Source organism: Cobetia sp. Dlab-2-AX, from assembly GCF_024124625.1.
Taxonomy (GTDB): domain Bacteria; phylum Pseudomonadota; class Gammaproteobacteria; order Pseudomonadales; family Halomonadaceae; genus Cobetia.
In genome coordinates this window covers 157,081-181,447 of the sequence record NZ_JAMXRV010000001.1, presented here as the reverse complement: position 1 = coordinate 181,447, position 24,367 = coordinate 157,081, and the positions used below count along the sequence as shown (strand labels likewise).

Genomic DNA, 24,367 nt, shown 5'->3' with positions numbered 1-24,367 from the left:
TGGCGCGGTAATTGGGCTCAGGTCGTTCATTGGGCGTCCACCAGTGCCTGCACCTCGGCCAATGACTCGCGGGCGTGTTCCAGATTGCGGCGTGTGCGGTCGACCTTGGTCGCCAGGCGCTGACGGTTTTCGTCATCCGCCTCGCTCAATGCCGCCTCCGCCTTGCGGTGTGCCGCCTCGGCCGCCTTGACCGCGATGCTGACCTGCTTGTGACGCTTGGCGAGGTTCTCGGCGCGTGATGCCTCGATCTCTGCCTGAGAGAGCGTCACGTTGCTGGCCATGCTGCCGCGTCCCACAGAACCTGCGGCAGGCTTTGGCGCCTCGGGAATCAATTCGCCCGCGCTCTTGGCGGCAGGCGTCGCGTCAGTGCTGCCGGCTTGCGCGCTGTTGAGGCGCACCTCGGCGGCGCGCAGGTTTTCCTGGGCCGTGGCCAGCAGGGTCTGGAGGTCCTCGATATCGCCTTCGCCGCTCTCGCTGGCGCGGGCCAGGGCCTTTTCGGCCTTCTTGACTGCGATATTGGCCGCAGCGCGTGCTGTCTTGAGTGCCTTGAGGTCGGCTGCCGGGGCAGCCGCGCCCGTCGCGGAAGCGCCGGCCGGTGCAGGGGTAGCTGACTCGCTGGCCTCGCTGGCGGTCTTGAGATCGCCTTCAGCCTTGGCCAGTCGGGTCTTGGCCTCTGCCAGGCTGCTTTCGAGGGCCGGGATATCGCCTTCACCGCTGTCCTGGGCGGTCTTGAGGGCCTTCTCGGCCTTCTTGACCGCGATATTGGCGGCGGCCCGCGCCGTCTTGAGCGCCTTGAGGTCGGCTGCCGGGGCAGCCGCGCCTGTCGAGGAAGCGCCGGCCGGTGCAGGGGCCGCTGACTCGCTGGCAGCCTTGAGGTCGGCTTCAGCCTTGGCCAGTCGGGTCTTGGCCTCTGCCAGGCTGCTCTCGAGGGCCGGGATATCGCCTTCACCGCTGTCCTGGGCGGTCTTGAGGGCCTTCTCGGCCTTCTTGACGGCGATATTGGCTGCGGCGCGCGCCGTCTTTAGCGCCTTGAGATCGACAGCCGATGCTGCGGCAGCCGGGGCTGCGGCGGCGGGGGCAGCTGACTCGCTTGTCTCGCTGGCGGCCTTCAGGGCGCTCTCGGCGCTGGCGAGCTTGGTCTTGGCTGCGGTCACGTTGGCCTCGAGCTTGGCGATATCGCTCTCGGAGCTCTCACCGCCATCCTGGGCTGCCTTGAGGGCTTTTTCGGCTTTCTTGAGGCCGATGTTGGCCGCGGCGCGCGCCGTCTTGAAGGCCTTGATGTCGGTGGCCGGTGCCGGCTGGGCAGCGGCGGCCGCTGTGGTGGCTGTGGCTGCCGAGGCCGAAGTCGTGTCTGCGGCGGCGCTGGCATCGGCGCGGGCGGCAGCGGACTTCTGTGCCGCCTGAGCGCGCTGCTGACGCTTGGCTTCCTTCTCGGCTTCCTCGCGCGCCATGCGCGCCTGCTTGAATTCGAAGCGGTGACGAGCGCGTTCGGACTTGCGCGCCTCATGCTGGGCGCTGCGAATCTCGCCCTTGGCGAAGCGGTAATACTGCACCAGCGGAATCTGGCTGGGGCAGACATAGGAGCAGGCGCCGCATTCGATGCAGTCCGCCAGATTGTAGAGCTCGGCCTTGTCGAACTCGCGTGCCTTGGAGAACCAGTAGAGCTGCTGCGGCAACAGCTCGGCCGGGCAGGCCTGTTCGCACATGCCGCAACGGATGCACGGCTGCTCGACCGCCGGTGCCGGCAGTGACTCGGGAGAGGAGGCCAGCAGGCAGTTGGTGGTCTTGATGATCGGCAGGGCGTCGCTCTCGAGCGTGAAGCCCATCATCGGCCCGCCCATCACCAGACGTGCGATGCCCGTCGGCGCCGGCGCCGCCAGACGCAGCAGGTCTGCGATGGAGGTGCCCAGGCGCGCCTCGACATTGTGCGGGTGCTGCAGCGCCTCACCTGTTAGGGTGACGACACGCGAGATCATCGGCTCGCCGAAACACACCGCGCGCTGCACGGCGCGCACGGTCCCCGGGTTGTGCACCACCACGCCGACATCGGCGGGCAGGCCACGGCTGGGCACTTCGCGGTCCGTCAGCAGCTTGATCAGCTGCTTCTCGCCGCCGGAGGGATACCTGGTCGGTACCACCACGACTTCGAGGCGTGAATCCAGCGGCGGCAGGCGCTTGTCGGCGCGGCGGGCGCGAATCGCCTGTTCCAGCGCGATGACGGCCTCGGGCTTGTTGTCCTCGATACCGATCAGAATGCACTCGGGGCCGATCAGGCTGGCGAGAATCTCGAGCCCTTCGATCAGCGCTTCCGGATGCGTGCGCATGGTCAGGTCATCGGCGGTGATGTAGGGCTCGCACTCCGCCGCGTTCAGAATCAGGGTGTCGATGGCGTGGCGCTCACGCACCCGCGCCTTCACCGCCGAGGGGAAGCCGGCGCCGCCCTGGCCGACCACGCCGGCGTCCTGCAGGCGCTGGATCAGGTCCTGGGCTTCCTGCTGACGCCAGTCGCGCCAGGCTTCCAGGCGCGCCCATTCGTCGATTTCACCCTCGCGCTCGATCACGATGCACAGGTCTTCCAGGCCCGAGACGTGGGGGATCTGGCGAGGCTCGATGGCGGTGACCACGCCGGTGATGCTGGCATGTACCGGTGCGGAGATCATGCCCTGGGCGCGGGCGATCAGCTCGCCCGTCTTGACGCGCTGGCCGATCTCCACCAGCGGCTGGGCGGGCGCGCCGATATGCTGGCTGAGCGGCAGTACCACCTCACGGGGCAGCGGGGCGGCCACCAGCGGGGCGCGGTTGGAGAGCGCCTTGTGCTCCGGCGGATGGATACCGCCGTGGAAGTCGAACACGCGCGGCGCGCCCTGACCCTTTTGCGTGTGTTCCGCCTCCGCCGTGGCAGCGGAGCGTGAGGAAGTCACCATGGATTTGAGTAACGACAGAACCATCAGGCGACATTCCTTGCAGATGTGGCAGTAGAGTCGGCGGCATCGGTCACGATCAGGTTGCCGCTGAAGCGGGCATTGTCGCGGGTCGGGCCCGCCGGTTGCGGCCAGTGCCAGCTACGCACGTCGGTGGCGACCGGTACCATGTCGATGCAATCGACCGGGCAGGGTTCGACACACAGGTCGCAGCCGGTGCATTCGTCGGCGATCACGGTGTGCATGTGCTTGGCAGCACCGAGAATGGCATCGACAGGGCAGGCCTGGATGCACTTGGTGCAACCGATGCATTCGTCCTCGCGAATCACTGCCACCTTGGGGGTGTTGTCGGTATCGCCATCCAGCGGCGTGGCCTCGCGGCCCAGCAGGTCGGCCAGCGAGGCGATGGTGCTTTCGCCGCCCGGCGGGCACTTGTTGATCTCGTCGCCTTCGGCGATGGCCTGGGCGTAGGGCTTGCAGCCCGGATAGCCACACTGGCCGCACTGGGTCTGCGGCAGCAACTGGTCGATCTGCTCGACGATGGGGTCGCCCTCGACCTTGAAGGCCACGGCGGCAAAGCCGAGCAGGCCACCGAAGACGACGGCCATGGCCACCAGTGCGACGATGGCGGAGATCAGCGTATGGTCGTTGAAGAATTCGAGCATGTCAGATCTGCACCAGTCCGGAGAAGCCGAGGAAGGCCAGCGACATCAGGCTGGCGGTGATCATCGCGATGGCCGGGCCCTGGAAGGGGCGCGGCACATCGGCGACGGCCAGGCGCTCGCGCATGGCGGCGAAAAGTACCAGTACCAGCGAGAAGCCGACGGCCGCGCCGAAGCCGTAGAGGGTGGCTTCCATGAAGCTGGAATTGCGGTTCAGGGTCAGCAGCGCCACGCCGAGGACCGCACAGTTGGTAGTGATCAGCGGCAGGAAGATGCCCAGCACCTGATAGAGCAGCGGGCTGGTCTTCTTGACTACCATCTCGGTGAACTGCACCACCACGGCGATCACCATGATGAAGGCGATGGTGCGCAGGTACTCGAGCCCCAGCGGCGCGAGGATGAAGTGATAGGTCAGGTAGGCGCACATCGAGGACAGCGTGAGCACGAAGGTGGTGGCCAGCGACATGCCCATCGCGGACTCCAGCTTGTTGGAGACACCCATGAAGGGGCACAGGCCGAGGAACTGCACCAGTACGAAATTGTTGACCAGGATGGTGCTGATCAGGATAAGAAGGTATTCACTCATCAGGGGCGTCGCTCGGTCAGGGTGTTTCGAAGGCGCTTCCGTGCTCGTGGCATGCGTGAACCGGCGCTCGCAGGCGATCAGGACTGGTGCTGCCGCAAGCTGTCAGGAAGCTGCAGGGCAGGGGATCGTCGAGCGCGGCGGTATTATACGCAAGATGCTGCTGGCCGACAGCCTGTAGCGTGGCAAGCAAGGCGTAGTGTTGCCAGCATGAGACGGCCATTGTTTCGCGTTTTGCTTGGTTCTTGAAGTAATAAAGAAGAATTCCTTTATTACTTTTATTGATTGTGACGTGATCAAAGACTTTCACGTCACCCGGAGGTGGCACAAGGAGCGGGATATGCGCAGGACAGGAACACGCGGCCGTCGGCCGTTATGGGTCATCATCCTGGTGGTGGCGATGGCGGGCATCTCGCAGCTGACGGGTAATGGCAACTTCTCGCTTTCCCAGCTGTGGAATGACTTCCAGTCGCCGCAGGCCGAGGCGACGCAGGGGGAAGGCACCTCCTCGGCGGACGAAAGCCGACTCAGGCGCGCCATCAGTGCGCAGCAGAGTGATGTTCAGGTACGTGGCACGGGGGAGGTGATACGTCTGCTCCGGGATGATCTCAAGGGCAGCCGTCATCAGAAGTTCCTGATTCGGGTCGCGGGCGGCACCACCATTCTGGTGGCGCACAACATCGATCTGGCGCCGCGCATCGACAGTCTTCAGGTCGGTGATCGCATCCGCTTCTACGGGGAGTATGAGTGGACCGACAAGGGCGGCGTGATCCACTGGACGCACCATGATCCCGGTGGCCGCCATGTGGATGGCTGGCTGGAGCACGCCGGTCGCCGCTACGAGTAGCCGTCTCGGCGTCTGGAGGCGACGCATGAACGACAACGCCCCGCCAGAGCGATTCTGGCGGGGCGTTGTGCTGAAGAGTCCTTGGTGAGGCTCGCTCAGTGCAGCGTCACTGCATCAGGTGACGCGCTGACCCGGCTTGGCGCCGGTGTGCGGCTCCAGCAGGTAGATGCCTTCGTCGTCACCTGCGGCCAGCACCATGCCCTCGGACACCCCGAAGCGCATCTTGCGCGGTGCCAGGTTGGCGACCATCACCGTCAGGCGGCCTTCCAGCGCTTCCGGCGCGTAGGCGGACTTGATGCCGGAGAATACGGTGCGCGTCTCGCCGCCAATATCCAGCGTCAGTTTGAGCAGCTTGGCCGCCTTCTCGACGTGCTCCGCCTTGACGATCTTCGCCACGCGCAGGTCGGTCTTCATGAAGGTATCGAAGTCGATCTCCTCGGCGATCGGGTCGGCGTCGAGCGGACTCGGTGCGGCAGCGGCTTCGGCTTCCGCCTTGGCGGTGCCGTCCTTGATCTTCTGCTCCTCGACCAGCACTTCGCGCGAGGCTTCGAGCATCTTGTCGATACGCTCCGGCTCGACACGGGTCAGCAGCGGCTTGAACTTGTTGATCGCATGATCGGTCAGCACGCTTTCACGGCTGGCCCAGTCGAGGCTCTCGAGGTTCAGGAAGTCGCGTGCCTTGTCGGTTAGCTCCGGAATCACCGGCGCCAGATAGACCATCAGCTGGCGGAACAGGTTGATGCCCACGGAGCACACGTCGAGCACTTCCTGCTCGCGGCCGTCTTCCTTGGCCATCGCCCACGGCGCCTTGTCGGCGATGTAGGTGTTGGCTTCATCGGCCAGCTCCATCACCTTGCGCATGGCGCGCGCGAATTCACGGGCTTCGAAGTCCGCCGCGATGCCTTCGCCAGCGGCGATGAAGCGCTCGACCAGCTCCGGCTCGGCGCAGGTCGTGGACAGCTTGCCGTCGCCGAACTTCTTGACGAAACCGGCGCAGCGGCTGGCGATGTTGACCACCTTGCCGACCAGGTCGGAATTCACGCGGGCGGTGAAGTCCTCGAGGTTGAGGTCAAGATCATCGACACCGGAGGTCAGCTTGGCGGCGAAGTAGTAGCGCAGGTATTCCGGGTTGAGGAACTGCGCGTAGGTATCGGCCTTGATGAAGGTGCCGCGCGACTTGGACATCTTGGCGCCGTTGACGGTCACGAAACCGTGGCAGTTGACGCCGGTCGGGGTGCGCATGCCGGCACCTTCCAGCATCGCCGGCCAGAACAGGGCGTGGAAGTAGACGATGTCCTTGCCGATGAAGTGATAGACCTCGGCGTCGGAATCGGCCTTCCAGTAGCTGTCGAAGTCGATGCCCTGCTTCTCGCACAGGTTCTGGAAACTGGCCAGATAGCCGATCGGCGCGTCCAGCCATACATAGAAGTACTTGCCCGGCGCGTCGGGAATCTCGAAGCCGAAGTAGGGCGCATCGCGGGAGATGTCCCACTCGGCCAGACCCGCCTCGAACCATTCCTGCAGCTTGTTGGAGATCTGGCTCTGCACGCGGCCACTCTTCGTCCATTCCTTGAGGAAGTTCTCGAAGTTCGGCAGCTTGAAGAAATAGTGGGTGGAGGTGCGCATTTCCGGCGTGGCGCCGGAGATGGCCGAGACCGGATCGATCAGCTCGGCCGGGGTGTAGGCCGCGCCGCAGGCTTCACAGTTGTCACCGTACTGGTCTTCGGTCTTGCACTTCGGGCAGGTGCCCTTGATGAAGCGGTCGGCCAGGAACAGACCCTTGACCGGATCGAACATCTGCTCGATATCGCGCGTGGCGATATGACCGGCATCGCGCAGCGCCAGATAGATGCGCTCGCTGTGGGCGCGGTTCTCCGGCGAGTGGGTGGAGTGATAGTTGTCGAAGCCGACGCCGAACTTGGCGAAGTCGGCCTGGTGCTCGTCACTCACACGCTGGATCAGCTGCTCGGCGGTGACACCTTCCTGCTCGGCACGCAGCATGATGGCGGTGCCGTGGGCGTCATCGGCGCACACGTAATGGCATTCGTGGCCACGGCTTTTCTGGAAGCGTACCCAGATGTCGGTCTGGATGTACTCAAGCAGGTGACCCAGGTGGATCGACCCATTGGCATAGGGCAGGGCACTGGTAACCAGAATCTTGCGCGCTGACATGAGGCCTCGTCTTGACGGTAAAGGGCGCCTGCTGCGCAGTGCGCAGCCACTCGCCGGGATGACTCGTGATAAGGGGCGAACGCATCGCCCCGTCGGGATGGGCGCTACTATATCGCGAAGGCGCGGGCGGCGCGAAGGGCGCGTCGCGTCACCGGCAACGCGGCCGTGCGCAACTGTGAGGTTGCAACCCGTGACGCAGCCCTCATGAAGCATTCAAAGGCACTATATTTTCCGTTCCTGGAGGTCAGCATGTCAGCTCAACTATCCGTTGCCGGTCAGATCAATCGTCTCATCCGCCAGGTGATGATGCCTGGCAGCAACGCCCGTCCCAACGAGGAGCCCGGCCCGGAACTCGCCATGGCCGTGCTGATGTTCGAGGTGGTGCGCGCCGATGACCATCTCGATGCACGCGAGCGCGACGCCTTGGCGCGCCAGCTGGCCGAGCGTTTCTCGCTGGGGGATGAGGAGCTTGCCAGCCTGCTGACCCAAGCCGAGCAGGATGCCGAGCAGGCCACGGACCACTACCGCTTCGTCAAGCAGCTCAACGAGCACATGAGTCTTGAGGAGCGCAGCGAGCTGATCGGCATGCTCTGGGAGCTGGCCTGGGCCGATGGCGAGCTGGACCCGCAGGAAGAGCATCGCATCCGCCGTCTTGCCGGGCTGCTGCATGTCAGCCACAGCGAGTTCATCCGCACCAAGTTGGCGGCCCGGCCGGACAAGTAAGTGACAACCCGCTCTCATGCAGACGCCCCCGTTGCCGATGGCAGCGGGGGCGTCGTGTTTATGGCTTCTGATCGCAGGGTGTCTGGAGCAAGTATCGGCTGGCTCTCTGCAGCGGTCTTCCAGCAGCAGTGGCTCGCGCTCAGTTGCGATAGAACAGGTGTTGACCGATGCGCGCGGTGCGCACGAAGCGCTTGGCCCAGTAGGGCGTGGCATAGCGGGCGTGGAAGTAGAGGGCGCCGTCGGTGACGTCTTCCAGCTGATGGTTGAGTGCCTGGCGGGCCACGTCGCGGGCCTCGGCGTAGGCGGCAGGTTCGCGAATGCGGTCGGAGCGCCCGTCACACCACCAGGAGAACTGGCAGCTGCCGCTTTCGCCACCCTGCTTGACCACGCCGCACAGGCTATCGGGGAAACGCGGGTCGGCGGCGCGGTTGATCACCACATTGACGATACCCTGCATGCCGCTTCTGCCTTCGCCCTTGGCTTCCCAATAGGCGGCGCGCGCCAGGCAGGTCAGGGGGTCATCCACCGGGCGCTGGCCGTTGGGGTCGATCGCCTTGGCGCCGGCCTTGCTGAGCAGCAGGTTCTCGGGCACATCGCTTTCGCCTTGCACCAGCAGGCTTTCCAGCCGCTCGGCCTTGACGGCTGCCTTGGCCGCGGTGGTCGGTGCGGCAGGCGCGTCCGAGGCGTGCGGCGCGGAGCAGCCCGCGGCCAGTGTCAGGCCAAAGATCAGTACCAGATGACGAAGCGTGAGAGCGCTGCTGATGGCGTAGCGCCGAGTGTGAGTCAGCGGGCGGGGCGATGTGGGAGATAAACGCATGCAAGATACCTGTGAACGTTGCCTGGGAAGCGCAGCAAGGCGGGATGGCGCGCAGGGTAAAGCCGGGTTGATCGTACACCTTCGGCTGGCGTGTCACTGACGGAGGCTCAAGCGTTGGCCATCGGCTTCCTCGGTAGCGACAGTTGACGCGCAAGCGCATCAGTTTGCCTGACCCTGGCCCTGTATGGTTCAGAGTGAGCTTCAACGCAACTCTGACGTTTTGCCGCGCAAAGGGTTCCGCAAGTGTCACCACGCGGTTGCGTGGCGATGGCGCATGCCCAGGCGTAGTGGAACAGATGAGCTGCCGAAGCGCGCAGCACCGATTTATGGCCCCGCAGCCTAGCATCTTCGGTGTGTCTCGTCCGTGCCATCCTCGGCGCATGCCGTTATCATGGCGGGCCAGCCTTGATGACCCTGTCAGGCGTCCCGCTTCTTTTTATCTATCTGCGCTTCTGCGTGCTGCTGCTCTGCCTGTTGCCTGCGTCGCTGCCTCGAGAGTCCCCATGACCGAACCCGTCCGTCTATCCAAGTTTCTGGCCCATCAGCAGGGCATCTCGCGCCGCGAGGCCGAGCATCTCATCGCGCAAGGTGTGGTGCGTGTCGCGGGTGAGGTCATCGAGGCACCGTTCTTCAAGGTTACGGATCAGGTCGTCACGGTCGACGAGGGGGCCAGCATGGAACCCATCGCGCCGATGACACTGCTGTGGTACCAGCCACCGGGCACGCCGCTGCCGGACCCTCTGACCCTGCGTGACGGCGCGCCGCGCAGTGCACTCGACAACAGCGGTGCCGACTGGCTCAAGGTGCATTTCCTGTCCCAGCAGCCGCTGGCCGAGCTCGGCGAGGATGAATCCGGTCTCGCCGTGTGGTCACAGAACCGTGGCGTGATCCGCAAGCTGGGTGATGATCTGGACCAGCTGGAGCAGGAATACGTCGTCGAGGTGGAGGGAGCGCTGGATCACGAAGGCCTCAAGCGTATCGGCTTCGCGCTGTGTGCTGACATCCGCGGCCGCAAGCCCAAGGTCAGCATCAGCTGGCAGAGCGACACCCGTTTGCGCATCGCCATGAAGCGGGTGCCGATGGGGGGTATCCGCGCTGCGGTCGAGGGGCAGGGCCTCAAGGTCATCGAGGTGCGTCGTCTGCGTCTGGGCGCGATTCTGCTGGGTCGCATGGCGCCGGGCGAGTGGCGCTTCCTGCCGGTCGACGTGCGCTTCTGATTCCTGATCTCAAGGGCATGGCGTCCACGGCCCGGGGCATGGCTGATCGGTACTGATGCATCCGGGCATTGTCTATCTGGGCACTGTCTATCAGGACATGGTTCATCGGCTTGGCCCGTATCGCGGTGGCAGGCATACTGTGCCCATCGTGTTCCACGGCTTTTTTCGCTGACAGTTCAGACGCCTGCGCGCCACATTCATCGCGCCGCGCAGGCCGTCACAGGAGTTTCAAGGTATGGAAGGTATCAAGCACATTGTCGCGGTCGCTTCCGGCAAGGGAGGCGTCGGCAAGTCCACCGTCACCGCCAATCTGGCGCTGGCATTGGCGGCGGAAGGGCTCAAGGTCGGCCTGCTGGACGCCGACATCTATGGCCCGAGTCAGGCGCAGATGTTCGGCGTGCCGAGTGGTCAGCGTCCGGAAATGGCCGGTGAGCAGGTCTTCAGCCCCATCGAGGCGCATGGCATCAAGACCATGTCGATGGCCTATCTGGTCGACGTGAAGGACCCGATGGTCTGGCGTGGCCCGATGGTCGCCGGCGCCTTCCAGCAGCTGCTCAACCAGACCGCCTGGGGCGAGCTTGACGTGCTGCTGATCGACATGCCGCCGGGCACCGGTGACATCCAGCTGACCCTGTCGCAGAAGGTGCCGGTCTCCGGCGCTGTCATCGTCACCACGCCGCAGGACATCGCACTGCTGGACGCCCAGAAGGGCATCGAGATGTTCCGCAAGGTCAAGGTCCCGGTGCTGGGGGTGGTCGAGAACATGAGCACTCATACCTGCAGCCAGTGTGGCCATAGTGAAGCGGTCTTCGGCGCGGGCGGTGGTGAGCGTATTGCCGATGAGTACCAGACTCGTCTGCTGGGCCAGCTGCCGCTGACGCTGAGCATTCGCGAGAATGCCGATGGTGGTCGCCCGAGCGTGATCGCGGAGCCGGACGGCGAAGTGGCCGCGAGCTTCCGCGCCGTCGCGCGTCAGGTCGCCGAGTCTCTGGAAAGTGCCGGCGCGGACGAAGGCCCGAGCATCAGCTTCAGCTGAACCCGGCACGCCACGCGCAAGCCGCGCTTGCCGAGGTTTCCAGTGACGCAGCGGGCCGGTATCATGCTGGCCCGCGTTTCATGGCGCTCACGCGTCTCTCCCCATCAGTCAGTCAGGTACGCTCGATGAGCATCAAATCCGACAAGTGGATCCGTCGCATGGCCGAAAGCCACGACATGATCGACCCCTTTGAGCCCGATCAGGTGCGCTTTCACGATGAGCGCCGTGTGATTTCCTACGGCACCTCCAGCTACGGCTACGATGTGCGCTGCTCGGATGAGTTCAAGGTCTTCACCAACATCCATTCGGCGACGGTGGACCCCAAGCACTTCGACGAGAAGAGCTTCGTGGACGTGAAGGGCGACTCCTGCGTGATTCCGCCCAACTCCTTCGCGCTGGCCCGTACCATCGAGTACTTCCGTATTCCGCGTAACGTGCTGACCATCTGCCTGGGCAAGTCCACCTACGCGCGTTGCGGCATCATCGTCAACGTGACGCCGCTGGAGCCGGAGTGGGAAGGCCACGTCACCCTCGAGTTCTCCAACACCACCAACCTGCCGGCGCGTATCTACGCCAACGAAGGCGTGGCACAGATGCTGTTCCTCGAGTCCGATGAAGTCTGCGAGACCAGCTACAAGGATCGCGGCGGCAAGTATCAGGGCCAGCGTGGCGTGACACTGCCGCGTACCTGATACCTCTTGCTGCACGCCTGGGTATTGCGTTCACGCAAGTGACCCGCACGCCGCAGGCCAAGAGTGCGGCAAGACAAGCAAGCCAAGAGCGCCTCCTGCGGGAGGCGCTTTTTTTGTGCTTGCCTGTGGCGTGTGGCGACGGTGGCAAGAAAGAGGCGATGACAAGAAAGAGACGACGGCGGAATGGGAGATGCCGATGGCAGTCGCGAGAACGTGACATGCTCGCAAGGCGCTGAGTCTTAGCCGGAAGTTGAACGAAACACGTGATTCAATCACTCGTTTTATTGCCTATGCTTGTCTGCAGGCCACCCCCAGAGTGGCTGCAGGACGGATACCTCCCACAAGCAAGGGGCACGCCATGCCATCGCGTTCACATCGCGCTGTATTCCCTCCGGCCAGCGGTCTGGCCCGACGTTTCACTCTCACGAGTATCGCTCTCGCCATCAGCACCACCTTGCTGGCGACTCCCGCACAGGCTTATTCCAATCTCTATCTCTTCGGCGACAGCCTGAGCGACTCCGGCCAGTTCCCCGATACCACTCTGGGTGGCCTCAATAGTCTGCGCTTCACCAACCGCAGCGGTCCGGATTACGAGAATTCGGCCTATGGCAGCGTCTCGACCCAGTTGCTGGCCACGGAACTGGGGCTGGCGGCAGAGCCCTCCACCTCGGTGATCTATCAGCTGGCCGGCTTCAGTGACGGCACCAACTACGCGGTGGGCGGTTACACCACGGCGCAGATTCTGGCCTCGGTGACCGATGAGGATGGCTCCGAGGTGGTCATTCCCGCGGGCAGCCCGGGCGCCGGCACGGTGCTCAGGGTCGAGGATGGCTATCTGGTCAGCACCGGCGGCAGTGCCGACCCGGACGCCCTCTATTACGTCAACGGCGGTGGCAATGACTTCCTGCAGGGCGTAATCACCTCACCGGCCACGGCGGTCGCCTCTGCCGGCAATCTGGCCGCGGCGGTGGAGGCGCTGGCAGCGGCGGGTGCCACCACCATCATGGTTTCCAACCTGCCGGATGTCGGCAGCACCCCGGCCGGCCAGTCGGCGGGCGCGGCGCAGGCGGCGGGGACCTCCGCGCTGGTGGGCGTCTTCAATGATGCGCTGGGCGCGCGACTGGCGGCGCTGGATGGCGAGGTCAACATCATCCGCCTGGATACCGCCGGCATTCTCGAGGAGGTGCTGGCCTCGCCGGCCGAGTTCGGCTTCGCCAGCGACGTGCCGCTGACCCAGGTGTGCTTCTCGGACAGCTGCAACGTCACGCCCTACGGGCTGGGCGGCGCCGCGGAAGACCCTGACAAGCTGCTGTTCAATGATGGTGTTCACCCGACCACCGCCGGTCAGGAGATTCTGGCCGACTACGCCTATGCGATGCTCGCCGCGCCCTCGGTACTGGGGCTGGCACCGCAGCTGGGTACGGGGACGCTCAATGCCAGTCAGCGCAGCCTCGCCGATGAATTGCGTCCCGGCGCGCAGAAGCAGCGCTCCAGTGATGGCGAAGGCAAGGGCGTGCGCGTGTTCGCCATCGGCTCGGCCAGTGGCGGCACCGGCGATGGCGAGACTTCCACCGGCCAGCAGGGCTTTGACAGCGAGCAGCGCGGTGCGGGTGTCGGCGTGATGTTGCCGCTGGACAACGCGCTCGGCCAGGCCTGGGGCGGTGTTGCGGTCAGTCAGCGCAATGCGGACTTCGATGTCGATGATGGCAGTGAGCTTGAGCTGGAAGGGCAGGTGTTCAGCCTGTTCGCGCGTCAGCAGCTGGGCAGGTTTGGCGTCCAGGCGGTGGCCAGCTACGGCGATTTCGATTACGACCTTGACCGCCATGTCGCGCTGGGTCAGTCATCGCGCACCCTGTCCGGTGAGACCGATGGCGATGGCTTCAGCGCCGAGGCGCGTCTCGATTATCGCCTCACCGCTGCCGATTCGCTGTGGTACAACGCGCCCTTCGTGGCCTATCGCCATACCGAGTCCGACATCGAGGGCTACACCGAATCCGGCTCTTCCGCCAACGCCCTGAGCGTCTCGGATCAGACGCTGCGCGATCGCCGGGTCGAGGCTGGCTTCATGGTCGACCGCGCCATCGCGGAGGGCTTCGGCCTCTACGGTGAGCTGGCCTACGGCAAGCGTCTGGATGATGACGCCGACAGCGCTGAGGTGCGACTGGCGAGCCTGCCGACCAATGCCTACCACGGCGAGGATCTCGATCGCGGCAGCGACAACTACCTGCGTGTCGACGGTGGCTGGCGCATGCAGCTGGGCCGCAATGCCATGCTGCATCTGGGCGCCGGCATCGAGACCTGGGATGAGGTGACGGCGCGCGGGGAGGTGGGGGTCAGCTACACCTTCTGAAAGCGAATGCCATCGAGAGAGAAGTGAATCAGTAGAAACAAGAAGACCCCGCGACATCGGCATGTCGCGGGGTCTTGTGTTGTCAGCTCTCTGTCAGCTTTCCATCAGTTCGCTGTTCGTCAGTTCGCTGTCAACGGATCAGTCTTCTTCGCCTTCCGGCAGCTCATCGCTGAGCTCTTCTTCCACATCGGCGTGGGAAAGGCGCAGACCGCCCACCGGCAGGGTGTGGCCGTCGAGCTTGGCCACATCGCCGTCGAGCGTCAGGCGGCCTTCGAGGAACCAGCGCACTGCGATCGGGTAGATCAGGTGCTCACGCGTGTGCACGCGCTCCTTCAGGCTGGCCTCATCATCGCCGTCCAGCACGTTGGCGACGGCCTGGATCGCGACCGGACCACCGTCGAGCTCCTCGGTGACGAAGTGCACGCTGGCGCCGTGTTCCTTCTCGCCGGCTTCCAGTACCTTGCGATGGGTATCCAGCCCTGGCCAGGCCGGCAGCAGTGACGGATGAATGTTGATCAGGCGGCCGAAGAAGCGCTGCACGAAGATCGGCGACAGGATGCGCATGAAACCGGCCAGCACGATGAGGTCCGGTTCATGACGCTCGATCACCTTGATCAGGGCGCCATCGTAGTGCTCGCGGTTCTCGTACTCATCATGCGGCAGCACCACGGCATCGACGCCGGCGTCGCGCGCACGTACCAGGCCGTAGGCATCGGCCTTGTTGGAGATGACCGCGACCACGTCGCCGCCCAGCTCGTCGTGTTCCTGCGCTTCCAGCAGCGCCTGCAGATTGCTGCCGCTGCCGGAAATCAGTACCACGACGCGCGGGCGAACCGGCGCATCGTCTGCCTCGAAACCGTTGCCGAAGCCGCCGAGAGTGTCACCATTGGAGGCGTTGGTAGTCGGTTCGATCATGCGGACAGATTCTCCAGCTGGACCTGCTCTTCCAGCCCCTTGCGGGCGCGGATGCTGCCGAGGGTGAAGACGGTCTCGCCCTGGGCTTCCAGGTGAGCACGTGCGGCGGTGGCGTCAGACTCAGCGACGACCACGACCATGCCGACACCACAGTTCAGCACGCGGTGCATCTCGTGTTCTTCGACGTTGCCCTGCTGCTGCAGCCAGTCGAAGATGGCCGGGCGCTTCCAGCTGGCGACGTCGATCTCGGCGGTGCAGTCTTCCGGCAGCACGCGCGGGATGTTCTCTAGCAGGCCGCCACCGGTGATGTGGGACATGGCGTGCACGGACAGGCCGCTTTCCTTGAGCAGCGACAGCAGCGGCTTGACGTAGATGCGCGTCGGCGCCATCAGGGCGTCAGCCAGCGGCTGGCCGTCGATTTCCTGCTCCAGCAGGGAGGCATCGGCGACTTCGAGAATCTTGCGGATCAGCGAGTAGCCGTTGGAGTGCGGGCCGGAGGAGGCCAGACCCAGAATCACGTCGCCTGCGCCGACCTTCTTGCCGTCGAGGATCTCGGACTTCTCGACCACACCGACGCAGAAACCGGCCAGGTCGTAGTCGCTGCCTTCGTACATGCCCGGCATTTCAGCGGTTTCACCGCCGACCAGCGCGCAGCCGGACTGCAGGCAGCCTTCGCCGATACCGGTGACGACGTCAGCGGCGATGTCGACGTCGAGCTTGCCGGTGGCGTAGTAATCGAGGAACTGCAGCGGCTCGGCGCCGGCGACCACCAGGTCATTGACGCACATGGCCACCAGATCGATGCCGATGGTGTCGTGACGGTTGAGGTCCATGGCCAGGCGCAGCTTGGTGCCCACGCCATCGGTGCCGGTGACCAGCACGGGCTGGCGGTAGCCTGCCGGCAGTTCGCACAGGGCGCCGAAGCCACCCAGACCACCCATCACTTCCGGGCGGTGAGTGCGCTTGGCGACACCCTTGATGCGTTCGACGAGGGCGTTGCCTGCATCGATATCGACACCTGCATCCTTGTAGCTCAAGGAAGTCTTGCTGGGCGAGGAGTCCTGGGGGCGTTGCGTCATGTGAGGTTCCTGTCGGTGCGGCCTGGGCGGTGAGACACGATCGATCGCGGGAAAAGAAAGGCGGCCATTGTAGCATTGCGCTTCGCAGCTGACACTGTGCCGATTCACAAAGCTGCATCAAAATGTGAAAAGGCCGCCGCGCCAGTCATGGCAGGCCCTGTCGCGCCTTGGATGGCGCCGGGAGAGGCAATGTCAGACGAGTGAGCGGCGCGTGTCTTGTGGGTGACTCGGCGACAGGCAACAATGGGTGATGCGTGCGCCGTCGGCAGTCAGCCGTCACGAGTGCCCCGGCTTGTCTCAAGGAGTGAAGATGCAGCGTAAATGGTGGTTGCTGGCCGCAGGCGTAGCCCTGCTGGGATTGCTGGTTCTGTTGGAGCCTATCCTGATGCCGTTCTTCATCGGCATGATTCTCGCCTATCTGGGTGATCCGCTGGCCGACTGGCTGGAAGACAAGGGCCTGTCGCGCCATCTGGCGGTCACGCTGGTGTTCAGCGTGCTTTCACTGGTGCTGTTGATCGCCATGCTGATTCTGGTGCCGCTGCTCGGGCGCCAGCTGGCACAGCTGATCAGCTTCATGCCGGTGGTCTTCAACTGGATACGCGAGACGGTGCTGCCGGAAATCCAGGCGTTCACCGGGCTGGATTTCAGTGCCGATTTCGATCAGGTCCGCTCGCTGCTGCTGGGCAACTGGAAAGAGACCGGCACCTTCGCCGCCGCGCTGCTGGGTACCGTCTCCAAGTCCGGGCTGGCGATGGCCATCTGGCTGGGCAATCTGGCGCTGATTCCCGTCGTCACCTTCTATCTGCTGCTCGACTGGGACCGCATGAAGGAGAAGCTGCAGGGCCTGCTGCCGCGCCATATGGAGCCCACCGCCACGCGTCTGGCGCATGACTGTGATGAGGTGCTGGGCGCCTTCCTGCGCGGGCAGCTGCTGGTGATGCTGAGTCTGGGCATCGTCTACGCCATCGGCCTGGCGATCATCGGGCTCAAGTTCGCGCTGTTGATCGGTCTGGTGGCGGGGCTTGCCAGCATCGTGCCGTATCTGGGCGTCATCGTCGGTATCCTGATCGCGGCCACGGTGGCCTTTTTCCAGTTCGGCGAGTGGTGGGCGCTGCTGGCGGTCGGCGGAGTCTTCGCGCTCGGCCAGCTGCTGGAAGGCGTGGTGTTGCAGCCGCTGCTGCTGGGCGACAAGATCGGACTGCATCCGGTCGCGGTCATCTTCGCGGTGATGGCGGGCGGCCAGCTGTTCGGCTTTACCGGCATTCTATTGGCCCTGCCGGTGGCGGCCGTGATCATGGTGCTCTTGCGTTATCTGCATGATCGCTATAAAAACAGTACTTTATATGACCAACAGCGTGATTCTCGCCCCGCGGTGGCTGCCGATCAGCCAGCACCGCCGGCGGCAGAGGATACCCAGTGATCGAGAGACGAGATCACGGCAACAACAATCAGCATGACGGATGGCAATGACTCAGGGACAGATGGCACTCGGCGTCGGGGTACGTGACGCCGCGACCTTCGACAACTACCACTTCACCTCGACCTCGCTGGCGGAGGCCCTCAAGGGGCAGCTTGCCGACGGCGGGGAGCCCTTCGTCTATCTGTGGGGCGGCGAGCAGAGTGGGCGTAGCCACCTGTTGCAGGCGGCCTGTCATCTGGCGGGCGAGCTGGGCAAGCGTGCCTTCTATCTGCCGCTCAATGAGCTGGGCCACTTCCCGCCGCACATGCTCGAAGGGCTGGATGAGATGGACCTGGTCGCCATCGATGACCTGGATGTGGTGATCGGTCGCCAGCGCTGGGAAGAGGCGCTGTTCCACCTCTACAACCGCCTGCGCGATGGCGGGCGGCATCTGCTGGTCAGCGCCAGCTGCGCGCCGCGTCTGCTGCCCGTCATCCTGCCGGATCTCGCCTCGCGCCTCTCCTGGGGCGTCACCTTCCATCTCTCGGGGCTGGATGATGCCCAGCGCCTCGAAGCGCTCAAATTGCGTGCCCGTGACCACGGCCTTGCACTGCCCGACGAAGTCGCCCGCTACATCCTGCATCGCGGGCCGCGTAGCCTGCCGGGCCTGTTCGCGGCGATGAGCGAACTCGACAACGCCTCGCTCTCCGCTCAGCGCAAACTGACCATTCCCTTCGTCAAGCAGACGCTCGGCTGGTAGGGCAGCGCCTGCGCGGGCCTGATGGCCCAATCTTGCCTTCATCACGACCGCGGCACCGATATTGCAGTCTCTTTCTCATCATCTCTGTCTGAGGACACGCGGCATGAACAGGCTGGACAAGCATCGGGAGCGCATGCACAAGCAAGCCAACTTGATCGGCAACTTGCTGGTCGAAGGTTTTCACTATCTTGGCCTGTTCGCCATCGGCGGCGCGATTGCCATCGCCTCGGTATCGGCCTTCTTCGAGATGTTCGCCAAGGGCTCGGCCAGCGTCGATGACATCCTGCTGCTGTTCATCTATCTCGAACTCGGCGCGATGGTCGGTATCTACTTCAAGACCAACCACCTGCCGATCCGCTTTCTGCTCTACATCGCCATCACCGCGCTGACGCGCTACCTCATCGGCGATGTCTCCCACCACAAGGCCCCCGATATCGGCCTGCTCTACCTCTGCGGCGGCATCTTCTTCCTCGCCCTCTCGGTACTCGCCGTGCGCTTCGCCTCCTATAAATATCCCTCCAGCCGCGCCATGGACCCGATGGGCGGCACGGTAGGGGACGAAGACTCGACGCGATGAGCCTGTGTTTCAGTAGCTTCGGAAGACCCAAAAGGCCGCGTTTGATCGCGGCCTTTCTTCATTCTCCACTCAGCGTCAGACACAGCCTGCGGCTGCCGCCGTGGTCACGGTGTTCGCCGAGCCAGATGCCTTGCCAGGTGCCGAGTGCGAGGCGATTGACGCCGCGGCGGGCTTCGACAGGCAGGGTGAGTTGGGTGCCGAGCAGGCTGGCGAGTACGTGGGCAGGCATGTCGTCATCGCCTTCCAACGTGTGGCGGAAGTAGGGCAGGTCGCCGGGCACCAAGCGGCGCAGGAAGGCGTCCATGTCGTGGCGCACGTCGGGATCGGCGTTCTCGTTGAGCGTCAGCGAGGCAGAGGTGTGCAGCAGCTGCACATGCAGCAGGCCGATATTGACCGGTGGCATTTCGGCCAATGCCTGCTCCACCTCGTCACTGATGAGGTGAAAACCGCGCTTGCGGGCGGAGAGGGTGAGCGTGTCGCGTTGCCACATGAGGAGCCCTGCCTGTCGTTGATTCAGTACCTGCTAAACATGACAAGCCAGAACGCAAAAGGCCAGCCCCTGAGGGCTGGCCTTTTTGCTGCGTGCCGCGCTGTATCGGTTCACCGCGAGGGTGAGGGCCGGCGTGGCAGAGCGTGAATCAACCGGCTGAGGTGGTGGCTTCGCTGACGGTGCGGCGGGCGGCCTTGGCGGTGACGCGTTCCGGCTCTGTCTTGCCGATTTCACGTGCGAGCCAGTCGGCGAGCATGCGCACGCGGGTCGGGATCGGGCCACGCGGCAGCAGCATGCCGATCTCGACCGGCGGGATCTCGTCGCATTCCAGACGCTTGAAGGACTGGCCGTTGCGCTCGCTGAGCGTGTTGACCCAGTCGGTAGGCAGCACGGCGCGAATCAGGCCATCGGCCACGTAGTCGGTGAGGACTTCGAGGTCATCTGACTGGATGTGATTCGGGCGCGGGTCTTCCGGGTGACGCGAGAGAGAGGTGCCGGACACCAGCGGCTCCAGCTCGCCCCACGGCAGTTCTTCCGGGTTCTCGACGTGAGAGGCCGCATAGGCCGCCTGATGCCAGTGGGTCAACGGGCGGAAGACGTGGGTGCTGCCGGCCAGATGCGGGAAGCCGATCACCAGGTGCGGCTGGTTCTCGAGAATCTCGCGGCCGTTGTGCCACAGCTTCAGCTTGATATCGACGCCTTCGTGTTCCGACAGGAAGCTGGTCAGCGCGTGACCCAGGAAGTGACGACCCAGCGACGGCGTGGCGTGGATACGGATGGTACCGGTGAGGTCTGACTGGCGGTCTTCGATGGCGCGGTGCGCTTCATCATCGAGATTGGCCATCGAGCGTGCGTAACGGTAAAGGGTCTCGCCGGCTTCTGACAGGCGAATGCCACGATGACCACGCTCGACCAGGCGAGTGCCGAAACGGCCCTCAAGGGCGTCGAGGCGACGGCTGACGGTGGACTTGGGCAGGCGCAGGCGTTCTGCTGCGCGCGACAGGCTGCCGAGGTCCGCGACCATCAGGAAGGTGTTATAGGCGTCGATATCGCTCATCGAATAGGTCCGGTTGTTCAGAGGGTCGGGGTGTGCCGTCAGGGAAACACCCACCTTGTACGGGCCAAACGGGCCCGTTGCAGCGCCAGTCGCTGCACAACGGATTGCCTGTCGATGACCGTGCCCCTAAGGCCGCAGGGGGCTTCCCCCGGGCAAAGACGCGCTCATCGATCAACAACCGCCACTGCCAGCCGAGCACCTCAGCGCGCGGCGACAGGTCTTGCATCTGCTGCAGATATCTTCAGGGCCGAGGCCATCACAGGGCACTGTCCGGGGCGACAGCAAGCGCCCTTAATCTGAGCACGCTAACTATATCACTCTGCCCGTAGTGTTGCATCCAAAGACGCACACATTGCGCAAATCCGATCTCCGCAAGACGAAACCCTGTCGTGAAGCGAGAAATTTGCGTGGGAGAGGTGTCGTCTCGGTGCATGACGGCTATGACGTCGGTCACCGCTGATGGTTCCGTAGCGGATGGCAGACAGGTGAAAAAAAGAGAATCTGATGACCGTACAGGTGAAAAAGTGTGCATGTTGGTGATTTTCTGGCAGCCGAGAGCGGAGAGGGGGCCAGAAATGAGGAGAAATGATGCGTCTGGATTGCAGAAGCTGCAGAGCGGCGTTGCAGGAAATGTTGATGACGAAAATGTGCAGATACGTGCATCATCCGGTTCGCAAAGAGAATCATTATTATTACTAATCTTGGGAACCTGCAGCTCATGACCGATCGTCTCTCTCCGTGCGTGGCAGCCAGCGCTTCCCGCGCCACTGCTTTCACTCCGCGTCCGCTGGTGGCAGCCGTTGCGCTGCTGTGTGCCAGTACTGCCCATGCAGAGACGCTGCAGATGGACACGCTGCAGATCGAGGACGATCGCCTCAACGCCACGGCGGTCATCGATAGTGAAGAGATCGCCCTGCATCAGGCGCATGATCTCAAGGATGTGTTCCGTGATACGCCGTCCGTCACCGTCGGCGGCACCACCGCCTCGTCCGAGAAGATCTACGTGCGTGGTCTGGAAGACACCAACCTCAACATCAGTGTCGATGGTGCCAGCCAGAACGGCTACTTGTTCCACCACAGCTCCAGCTTCAACATCGAGCCGGAACTGCTCAAGCGTGCCGAAGTCCAGGCCGGACCGGGCGCCGCCGACAATGGCCCCAACGCCCTGGGCGGCAGCATCAAGTTCGTTACCAAGGATGCCCAGGATCTGCTCAAGCCGGGTCAGACCTTCGGCGGCATGGTCAAGGGCAGCACCGAGTCCGCGGCAGATGCCGTCAAGGGCACGCTGTCCGTCTACGGTGAAGTCGCGCCGAATGCGGGTCTGCTGTTCTCGACCAGCGCACGCAACAGCGATGACTACCGCACTGGCGGCGGTGATGAAGAAGAGGGCACCGGCGGCCATCAGCGCAGTTACTTCGGCAAGTTCAGCCTGCTGGATCAGGGGGCTCACAGTCTGCGCATCAGCGCCGAGCACAACGAGGACACCGGCATCTACTGCGTGCGCCCCAACATGGAGTGTCAGGAGTTCAACAATGCCAAGGTCGATACCGACCTGAGCCGTGACACCTATACCGCCAACTATGACTTTGATCCGGGCTCGCGCCTGGTGGACGTGCACACCAACGTCTTCCACACCAGGACCGAGCTGGAACGCACCACGGTTTCCACCGGCGCCGAGCTGAACGCCGATGTCGAGAGCTATGGCGGCGATCTCAACAACACCTTCCGTTTCGGCCCCGAGGACATGGACAACCGTCTGACGCTGGGTAGCGATTACGTCTACGACGAATCCAGCACCGGCGGCTTCGACGAGAAGGCGCGCAACCTCGCGCTCTACGCCCAGCACCGCATGACACTTGGCGCGGTGGACCTGTCCTTCGGCGCACGTGTCGATGACTACAAGACCGAATACGCCAATGGCGAGACGCTGGATGACACCGATGTCAGCCCGAACGCGAGCCTCAACTGGCGTGTCGGCGGCGGTGTCGAGCTGTTCACCGGCTACTCCACTGCGGTACGCGGCAACAAGGGCCGTGAAGCCATCCTGGTCGATGGTGGTGTCGGTCCCGGCGAGAGCCTGGTGGTTGAGCCGGGGCTTGAGGCCGAGACCTCGCGCAGCACGGAAGTCGGCGCGCGCTGGAAGGGCAATGGCCTCCTCACCCAGCGTGACCGCGCTGGCCTGGAAGTCACCTACTTCGATACCCACTTCGACAACTACATCACCGAAGAGAGTTCGGGCGGTGTGACCACTATCACCAACATGGAAGGTATCGTCACCAGCAAGGGTGTCGAGGCGCGGGCCACCTACGGCATCGGCGGCTGGGACATGACGCTGGGTTACCTGACCATGGACCTGGAAGACAACCAGGGCGAGACCGTGGTCGACAACATGGGCCTGGGCAACCAGACCGGTGATCGCTGGAGCCTGGACAACCGCTACACCTTCGCTGACCCGCAGATGACGATCGGCTGGACCGTGACCGCCTACGAGCGCCTCACCGACCTGCCGGATGATCAGAGCGAGCGCGCCGGTTATGCCACGCACGATGTCTACGCCAGCTGGGTGCCGCGTGACATGCAGGATCTGACCCTGACGGCCGGTATCTACAACCTGTTCGACAAGGAATATAGCGACCAGAACACCTATTACCTGGAAACCAACAGCGCACGCGGCATCATGCCGGGCGCCATCACCAGCCCGGGGCGTGACATGCGTCTGTCAGTGGCTTACCGCTTCTGATCAGAAGGGCTTCGCGCCAGCAAGTTCGCACCTGACAGGGTTTTCTCGCCAGCGGTCGTGATCCAGGCTCGCAACGCAGGATGCTTCACTGGCCAGACCCTCACAGCGCCATCGTGTTCTTCACGGTGGCGCTGTTTCGTTTGCGGGGGGGCTATGAAGGGAGATGCCAGCTCCTACTGCCTGCGTCCCGCAGGCGCGCTGTGCTAGCGATTCATCGGACCAGGCCCGCCTGCGTCTCGCAGGCGTGCTGTGCTACCATCGCGACCAAATGTCGGAGAGCGTCTGCGCGACGCTTCGCACTGCACTCACGTTCCCGCCTCTGGCGGGTGATCGTTCGAATAAGGAAGGATGCATGGCGCTTCTGAAGATTTTTGTCGGCACGATGTATGGCGGTTCACTGGATGTGGCCGAGCAGGTGCAACCGTTGTTCGAGCAGGCCGGCTACACGGTCGAGGTGCTCGACCAGCCGACACTGGCCGACCTGACTGACGCGCGCCCTGATCTGGCGCTGTTCGTCACCTCCACCACCGGCAGTGGCGATGTGCCGGGCAATCTGACCGGCTTCCTCAATGCGCTGTCTGCCGAGTCTCCGGCGCTGGATTGGCTGCGTTATGGGCTGATCGCCCTGGGCGACAGCTCCTACGGCGAGACCTACTGTGGCGCGGGGCGTCATCTGGATGAGCGTCTGGCCGACCTGGGCGCCACGCGCCACGGCGAGCGTCTCGAGATCGATGCCATGGAAACCTTCATGGCCGACGACGCGGCGCTGCCGTGGGTCGAGAGCTGGATTCCGACGCTTCCGGCTAGCGCTTGATGCCGTGGCCACGGCCTGATCCTGCGGCGGTGGGTTGGCCCACCGCCTGCTTCTTCTGTTGTCCGTTCTTTCATCGAGACTGCTTCACATGCCGAAACTGAATCCTGATCATCCGCGTGCCCGCAACCTGACGCCGCAGCGCGTCTCCGTGCTGGCGGGTCTGGCGGTGGTAATGGTCGCCAATATTCCGCGTTTCCTGATCAGCGGCGAGAATACGCGTCTGATGCTGATTACCGGCTTCGCCGTCGCCGTCAGCGCGCTGGGCATCTATATCTATCGCCAGCTGTCAGAGAGCGCCAGGGCCAAGGTGCCGATGATGATGCGTCGTCTGCTGGTCTGGCTGGTGGTGGGGCTGGCGGCGATGACCGCCTTCAACCTTGCCGCGCCGATGCTGAATCGTCCGCAGGAAGGTGGGCTGGAGGTGCTGGTCGATGGTCTGACGCTGGGCCTGCTGGCGCATGTGATCAGCATGTGGATGCAGCGCCGTCGTGGTGAGGAAGGCTGAGTCTCGGTTCT

The 24,367-nt window shown here is 64.0% G+C and carries 23 protein-coding genes; 13 read left to right on the top strand and 10 right to left on the bottom strand.

Annotated elements, in window-relative coordinates:
• Positions 1-26: 26 nt before the first annotated feature.
• Genes rsxC through NH396_RS00760 form a run of 4 tightly spaced genes read right to left on the bottom strand, consistent with a single transcriptional unit; the run spans position 27 to position 4,476 of the window.
• Positions 27-2,948, bottom strand: coding sequence for an electron transport complex subunit RsxC (gene rsxC, locus NH396_RS00775; RefSeq protein ID WP_253060941.1), 2,922 nt, complete (start codon positions 2,946-2,948; stop codon positions 27-29).
• Entirely contained in the window at positions 2,948-3,586 is a 639-nt protein-coding gene (gene rsxB / locus NH396_RS00770; protein WP_253060940.1) for an electron transport complex subunit RsxB, read from the bottom strand. Before rsxB ends, rsxC begins: the two co-directional genes overlap by 1 nt.
• Before the next feature lies 1 nt (position 3,587).
• Complete coding sequence (gene rsxA, locus NH396_RS00765; RefSeq protein ID WP_043334102.1) at positions 3,588-4,169, bottom strand: electron transport complex subunit RsxA; 582 nt, start codon at positions 4,167-4,169, stop codon at positions 3,588-3,590.
• A 16-nt stretch (positions 4,170-4,185) separates the two neighbouring features.
• The gene (locus NH396_RS00760) at positions 4,186-4,476 is read right to left on the bottom strand and encodes a hypothetical protein (RefSeq protein ID WP_253060939.1); all 291 of its coding nucleotides are present in this window, start codon (positions 4,474-4,476) and stop codon (positions 4,186-4,188) included.
• Positions 4,477-4,506: 30 nt separating this feature from the next.
• On the opposite strand from NH396_RS00760, the gene NH396_RS00755 reads away from it, so the two are divergent.
• Positions 4,507-5,013 (top strand): DUF3465 domain-containing protein, encoded by a 507-nt coding sequence (locus tag NH396_RS00755; protein ID WP_253060938.1) that lies wholly within the window; start codon positions 4,507-4,509, stop codon positions 5,011-5,013.
• Positions 5,014-5,127: 114 nt separating this feature from the next.
• On the opposite strand, the gene metG is transcribed toward NH396_RS00755, so the two are convergent.
• The gene (metG, locus tag NH396_RS00750) at positions 5,128-7,185 is read right to left on the bottom strand and encodes a methionine--tRNA ligase (RefSeq protein ID WP_253060937.1); all 2,058 of its coding nucleotides are present in this window, start codon (positions 7,183-7,185) and stop codon (positions 5,128-5,130) included.
• Between the two features lie 249 nt (positions 7,186-7,434).
• On the opposite strand from metG, the gene NH396_RS00745 reads away from it, so the two are divergent.
• Positions 7,435-7,908, top strand: coding sequence for a TerB family tellurite resistance protein (locus tag NH396_RS00745; RefSeq protein WP_253060936.1), 474 nt, complete (start codon positions 7,435-7,437; stop codon positions 7,906-7,908).
• Positions 7,909-8,047: 139 nt separating this feature from the next.
• Here the strand turns inward: NH396_RS00745 and NH396_RS00740 are convergent, their stop codons facing one another.
• Complete coding sequence (locus NH396_RS00740; protein WP_253060935.1) at positions 8,048-8,725, bottom strand: cell wall hydrolase; 678 nt, start codon at positions 8,723-8,725, stop codon at positions 8,048-8,050.
• A 503-nt stretch (positions 8,726-9,228) separates the two neighbouring features.
• Between NH396_RS00740 and NH396_RS00735 the strand changes: the two genes are divergently transcribed.
• The 4 genes from NH396_RS00735 (at position 9,229) to NH396_RS00720 (ending at position 14,020) form a co-directional block, all read left to right on the top strand.
• A complete protein-coding gene (locus NH396_RS00735) occupies positions 9,229-9,942 on the top strand; it encodes an RNA pseudouridine synthase (RefSeq protein ID WP_253060933.1) in 714 nt (237 codons plus the stop codon).
• 199 nt (positions 9,943-10,141) lie between these two features.
• On the top strand, positions 10,142-10,978 hold the full coding sequence (gene apbC / locus NH396_RS00730; protein ID WP_366071327.1) for an iron-sulfur cluster carrier protein ApbC: 837 nt from the start codon (positions 10,142-10,144) through the stop codon (positions 10,976-10,978).
• A 125-nt stretch (positions 10,979-11,103) separates the two neighbouring features.
• Positions 11,104-11,670 (top strand): dCTP deaminase, encoded by a 567-nt coding sequence (gene dcd / locus NH396_RS00725; protein WP_176677458.1) that lies wholly within the window; start codon positions 11,104-11,106, stop codon positions 11,668-11,670.
• Positions 11,671-12,028: 358 nt separating this feature from the next.
• Positions 12,029-14,020: an autotransporter domain-containing protein gene (locus tag NH396_RS00720; protein ID WP_253060931.1), complete on the top strand. Its 1,992-nt coding sequence runs from the start codon at positions 12,029-12,031 to the stop codon at positions 14,018-14,020.
• 138 nt (positions 14,021-14,158) lie between these two features.
• On the opposite strand, the gene purN is transcribed toward NH396_RS00720, so the two are convergent.
• Entirely contained in the window at positions 14,159-14,935 is a 777-nt protein-coding gene (gene purN / locus NH396_RS00715) for a phosphoribosylglycinamide formyltransferase (protein ID WP_253060930.1), read from the bottom strand.
• Entirely contained in the window at positions 14,932-16,014 is a 1,083-nt protein-coding gene (gene purM / locus NH396_RS00710) for a phosphoribosylformylglycinamidine cyclo-ligase (protein ID WP_253060929.1), read from the bottom strand. The genes purN and purM overlap by 4 nt, the downstream gene beginning before the upstream one ends.
• A gap of 310 nt (positions 16,015-16,324) precedes the next feature.
• On the opposite strand from purM, the gene NH396_RS00705 reads away from it, so the two are divergent.
• The 3 genes from NH396_RS00705 (at position 16,325) to NH396_RS00695 (ending at position 18,750) form a co-directional block, all read left to right on the top strand.
• Positions 16,325-17,434, top strand: coding sequence for an AI-2E family transporter (locus tag NH396_RS00705; protein ID WP_253060928.1), 1,110 nt, complete (start codon positions 16,325-16,327; stop codon positions 17,432-17,434).
• Positions 17,435-17,474: 40 nt separating this feature from the next.
• Positions 17,475-18,173, top strand: a complete 699-nt coding sequence (gene hda, locus NH396_RS00700; RefSeq protein WP_253060926.1) for a DnaA regulatory inactivator Hda — start codon at positions 17,475-17,477, stop codon at positions 18,171-18,173.
• A gap of 103 nt (positions 18,174-18,276) precedes the next feature.
• Positions 18,277-18,750, top strand: a complete 474-nt coding sequence (locus NH396_RS00695; RefSeq protein WP_253060924.1) for a phosphate-starvation-inducible PsiE family protein — start codon at positions 18,277-18,279, stop codon at positions 18,748-18,750.
• A gap of 58 nt (positions 18,751-18,808) precedes the next feature.
• Here the strand turns inward: NH396_RS00695 and NH396_RS00690 are convergent, their stop codons facing one another.
• Positions 18,809-19,240 carry a secondary thiamine-phosphate synthase enzyme YjbQ gene (locus tag NH396_RS00690; RefSeq protein WP_253060923.1) on the bottom strand — a complete coding sequence of 144 codons (432 nt, stop codon included), beginning with the start codon at positions 19,238-19,240 and terminating at the stop codon, positions 18,809-18,811.
• A gap of 148 nt (positions 19,241-19,388) precedes the next feature.
• Positions 19,389-20,297, bottom strand: coding sequence for a LysR family transcriptional regulator (locus NH396_RS00685; protein WP_253060922.1), 909 nt, complete (start codon positions 20,295-20,297; stop codon positions 19,389-19,391).
• A 431-nt stretch (positions 20,298-20,728) separates the two neighbouring features.
• On the opposite strand from NH396_RS00685, the gene NH396_RS00680 reads away from it, so the two are divergent.
• The 4 genes from NH396_RS00680 (at position 20,729) to NH396_RS00665 (ending at position 24,356) form a co-directional block, all read left to right on the top strand.
• A complete protein-coding gene (locus tag NH396_RS00680; RefSeq protein WP_253060921.1) occupies positions 20,729-21,019 on the top strand; it encodes a hypothetical protein in 291 nt (96 codons plus the stop codon).
• Entirely contained in the window at positions 21,016-23,037 is a 2,022-nt protein-coding gene (locus tag NH396_RS00675; protein WP_253060919.1) for a TonB-dependent receptor, read from the top strand. Before NH396_RS00680 ends, NH396_RS00675 begins: the two co-directional genes overlap by 4 nt.
• Before the next feature lie 352 nt (positions 23,038-23,389).
• Positions 23,390-23,851: a flavodoxin domain-containing protein gene (locus tag NH396_RS00670; protein ID WP_176677450.1), complete on the top strand. Its 462-nt coding sequence runs from the start codon at positions 23,390-23,392 to the stop codon at positions 23,849-23,851.
• Positions 23,852-23,939: 88 nt separating this feature from the next.
• Positions 23,940-24,356 carry a hypothetical protein gene (locus NH396_RS00665; RefSeq protein ID WP_253060917.1) on the top strand — a complete coding sequence of 139 codons (417 nt, stop codon included), beginning with the start codon at positions 23,940-23,942 and terminating at the stop codon, positions 24,354-24,356.
• The last annotated feature ends 11 nt before the right edge of the window (positions 24,357-24,367 follow it).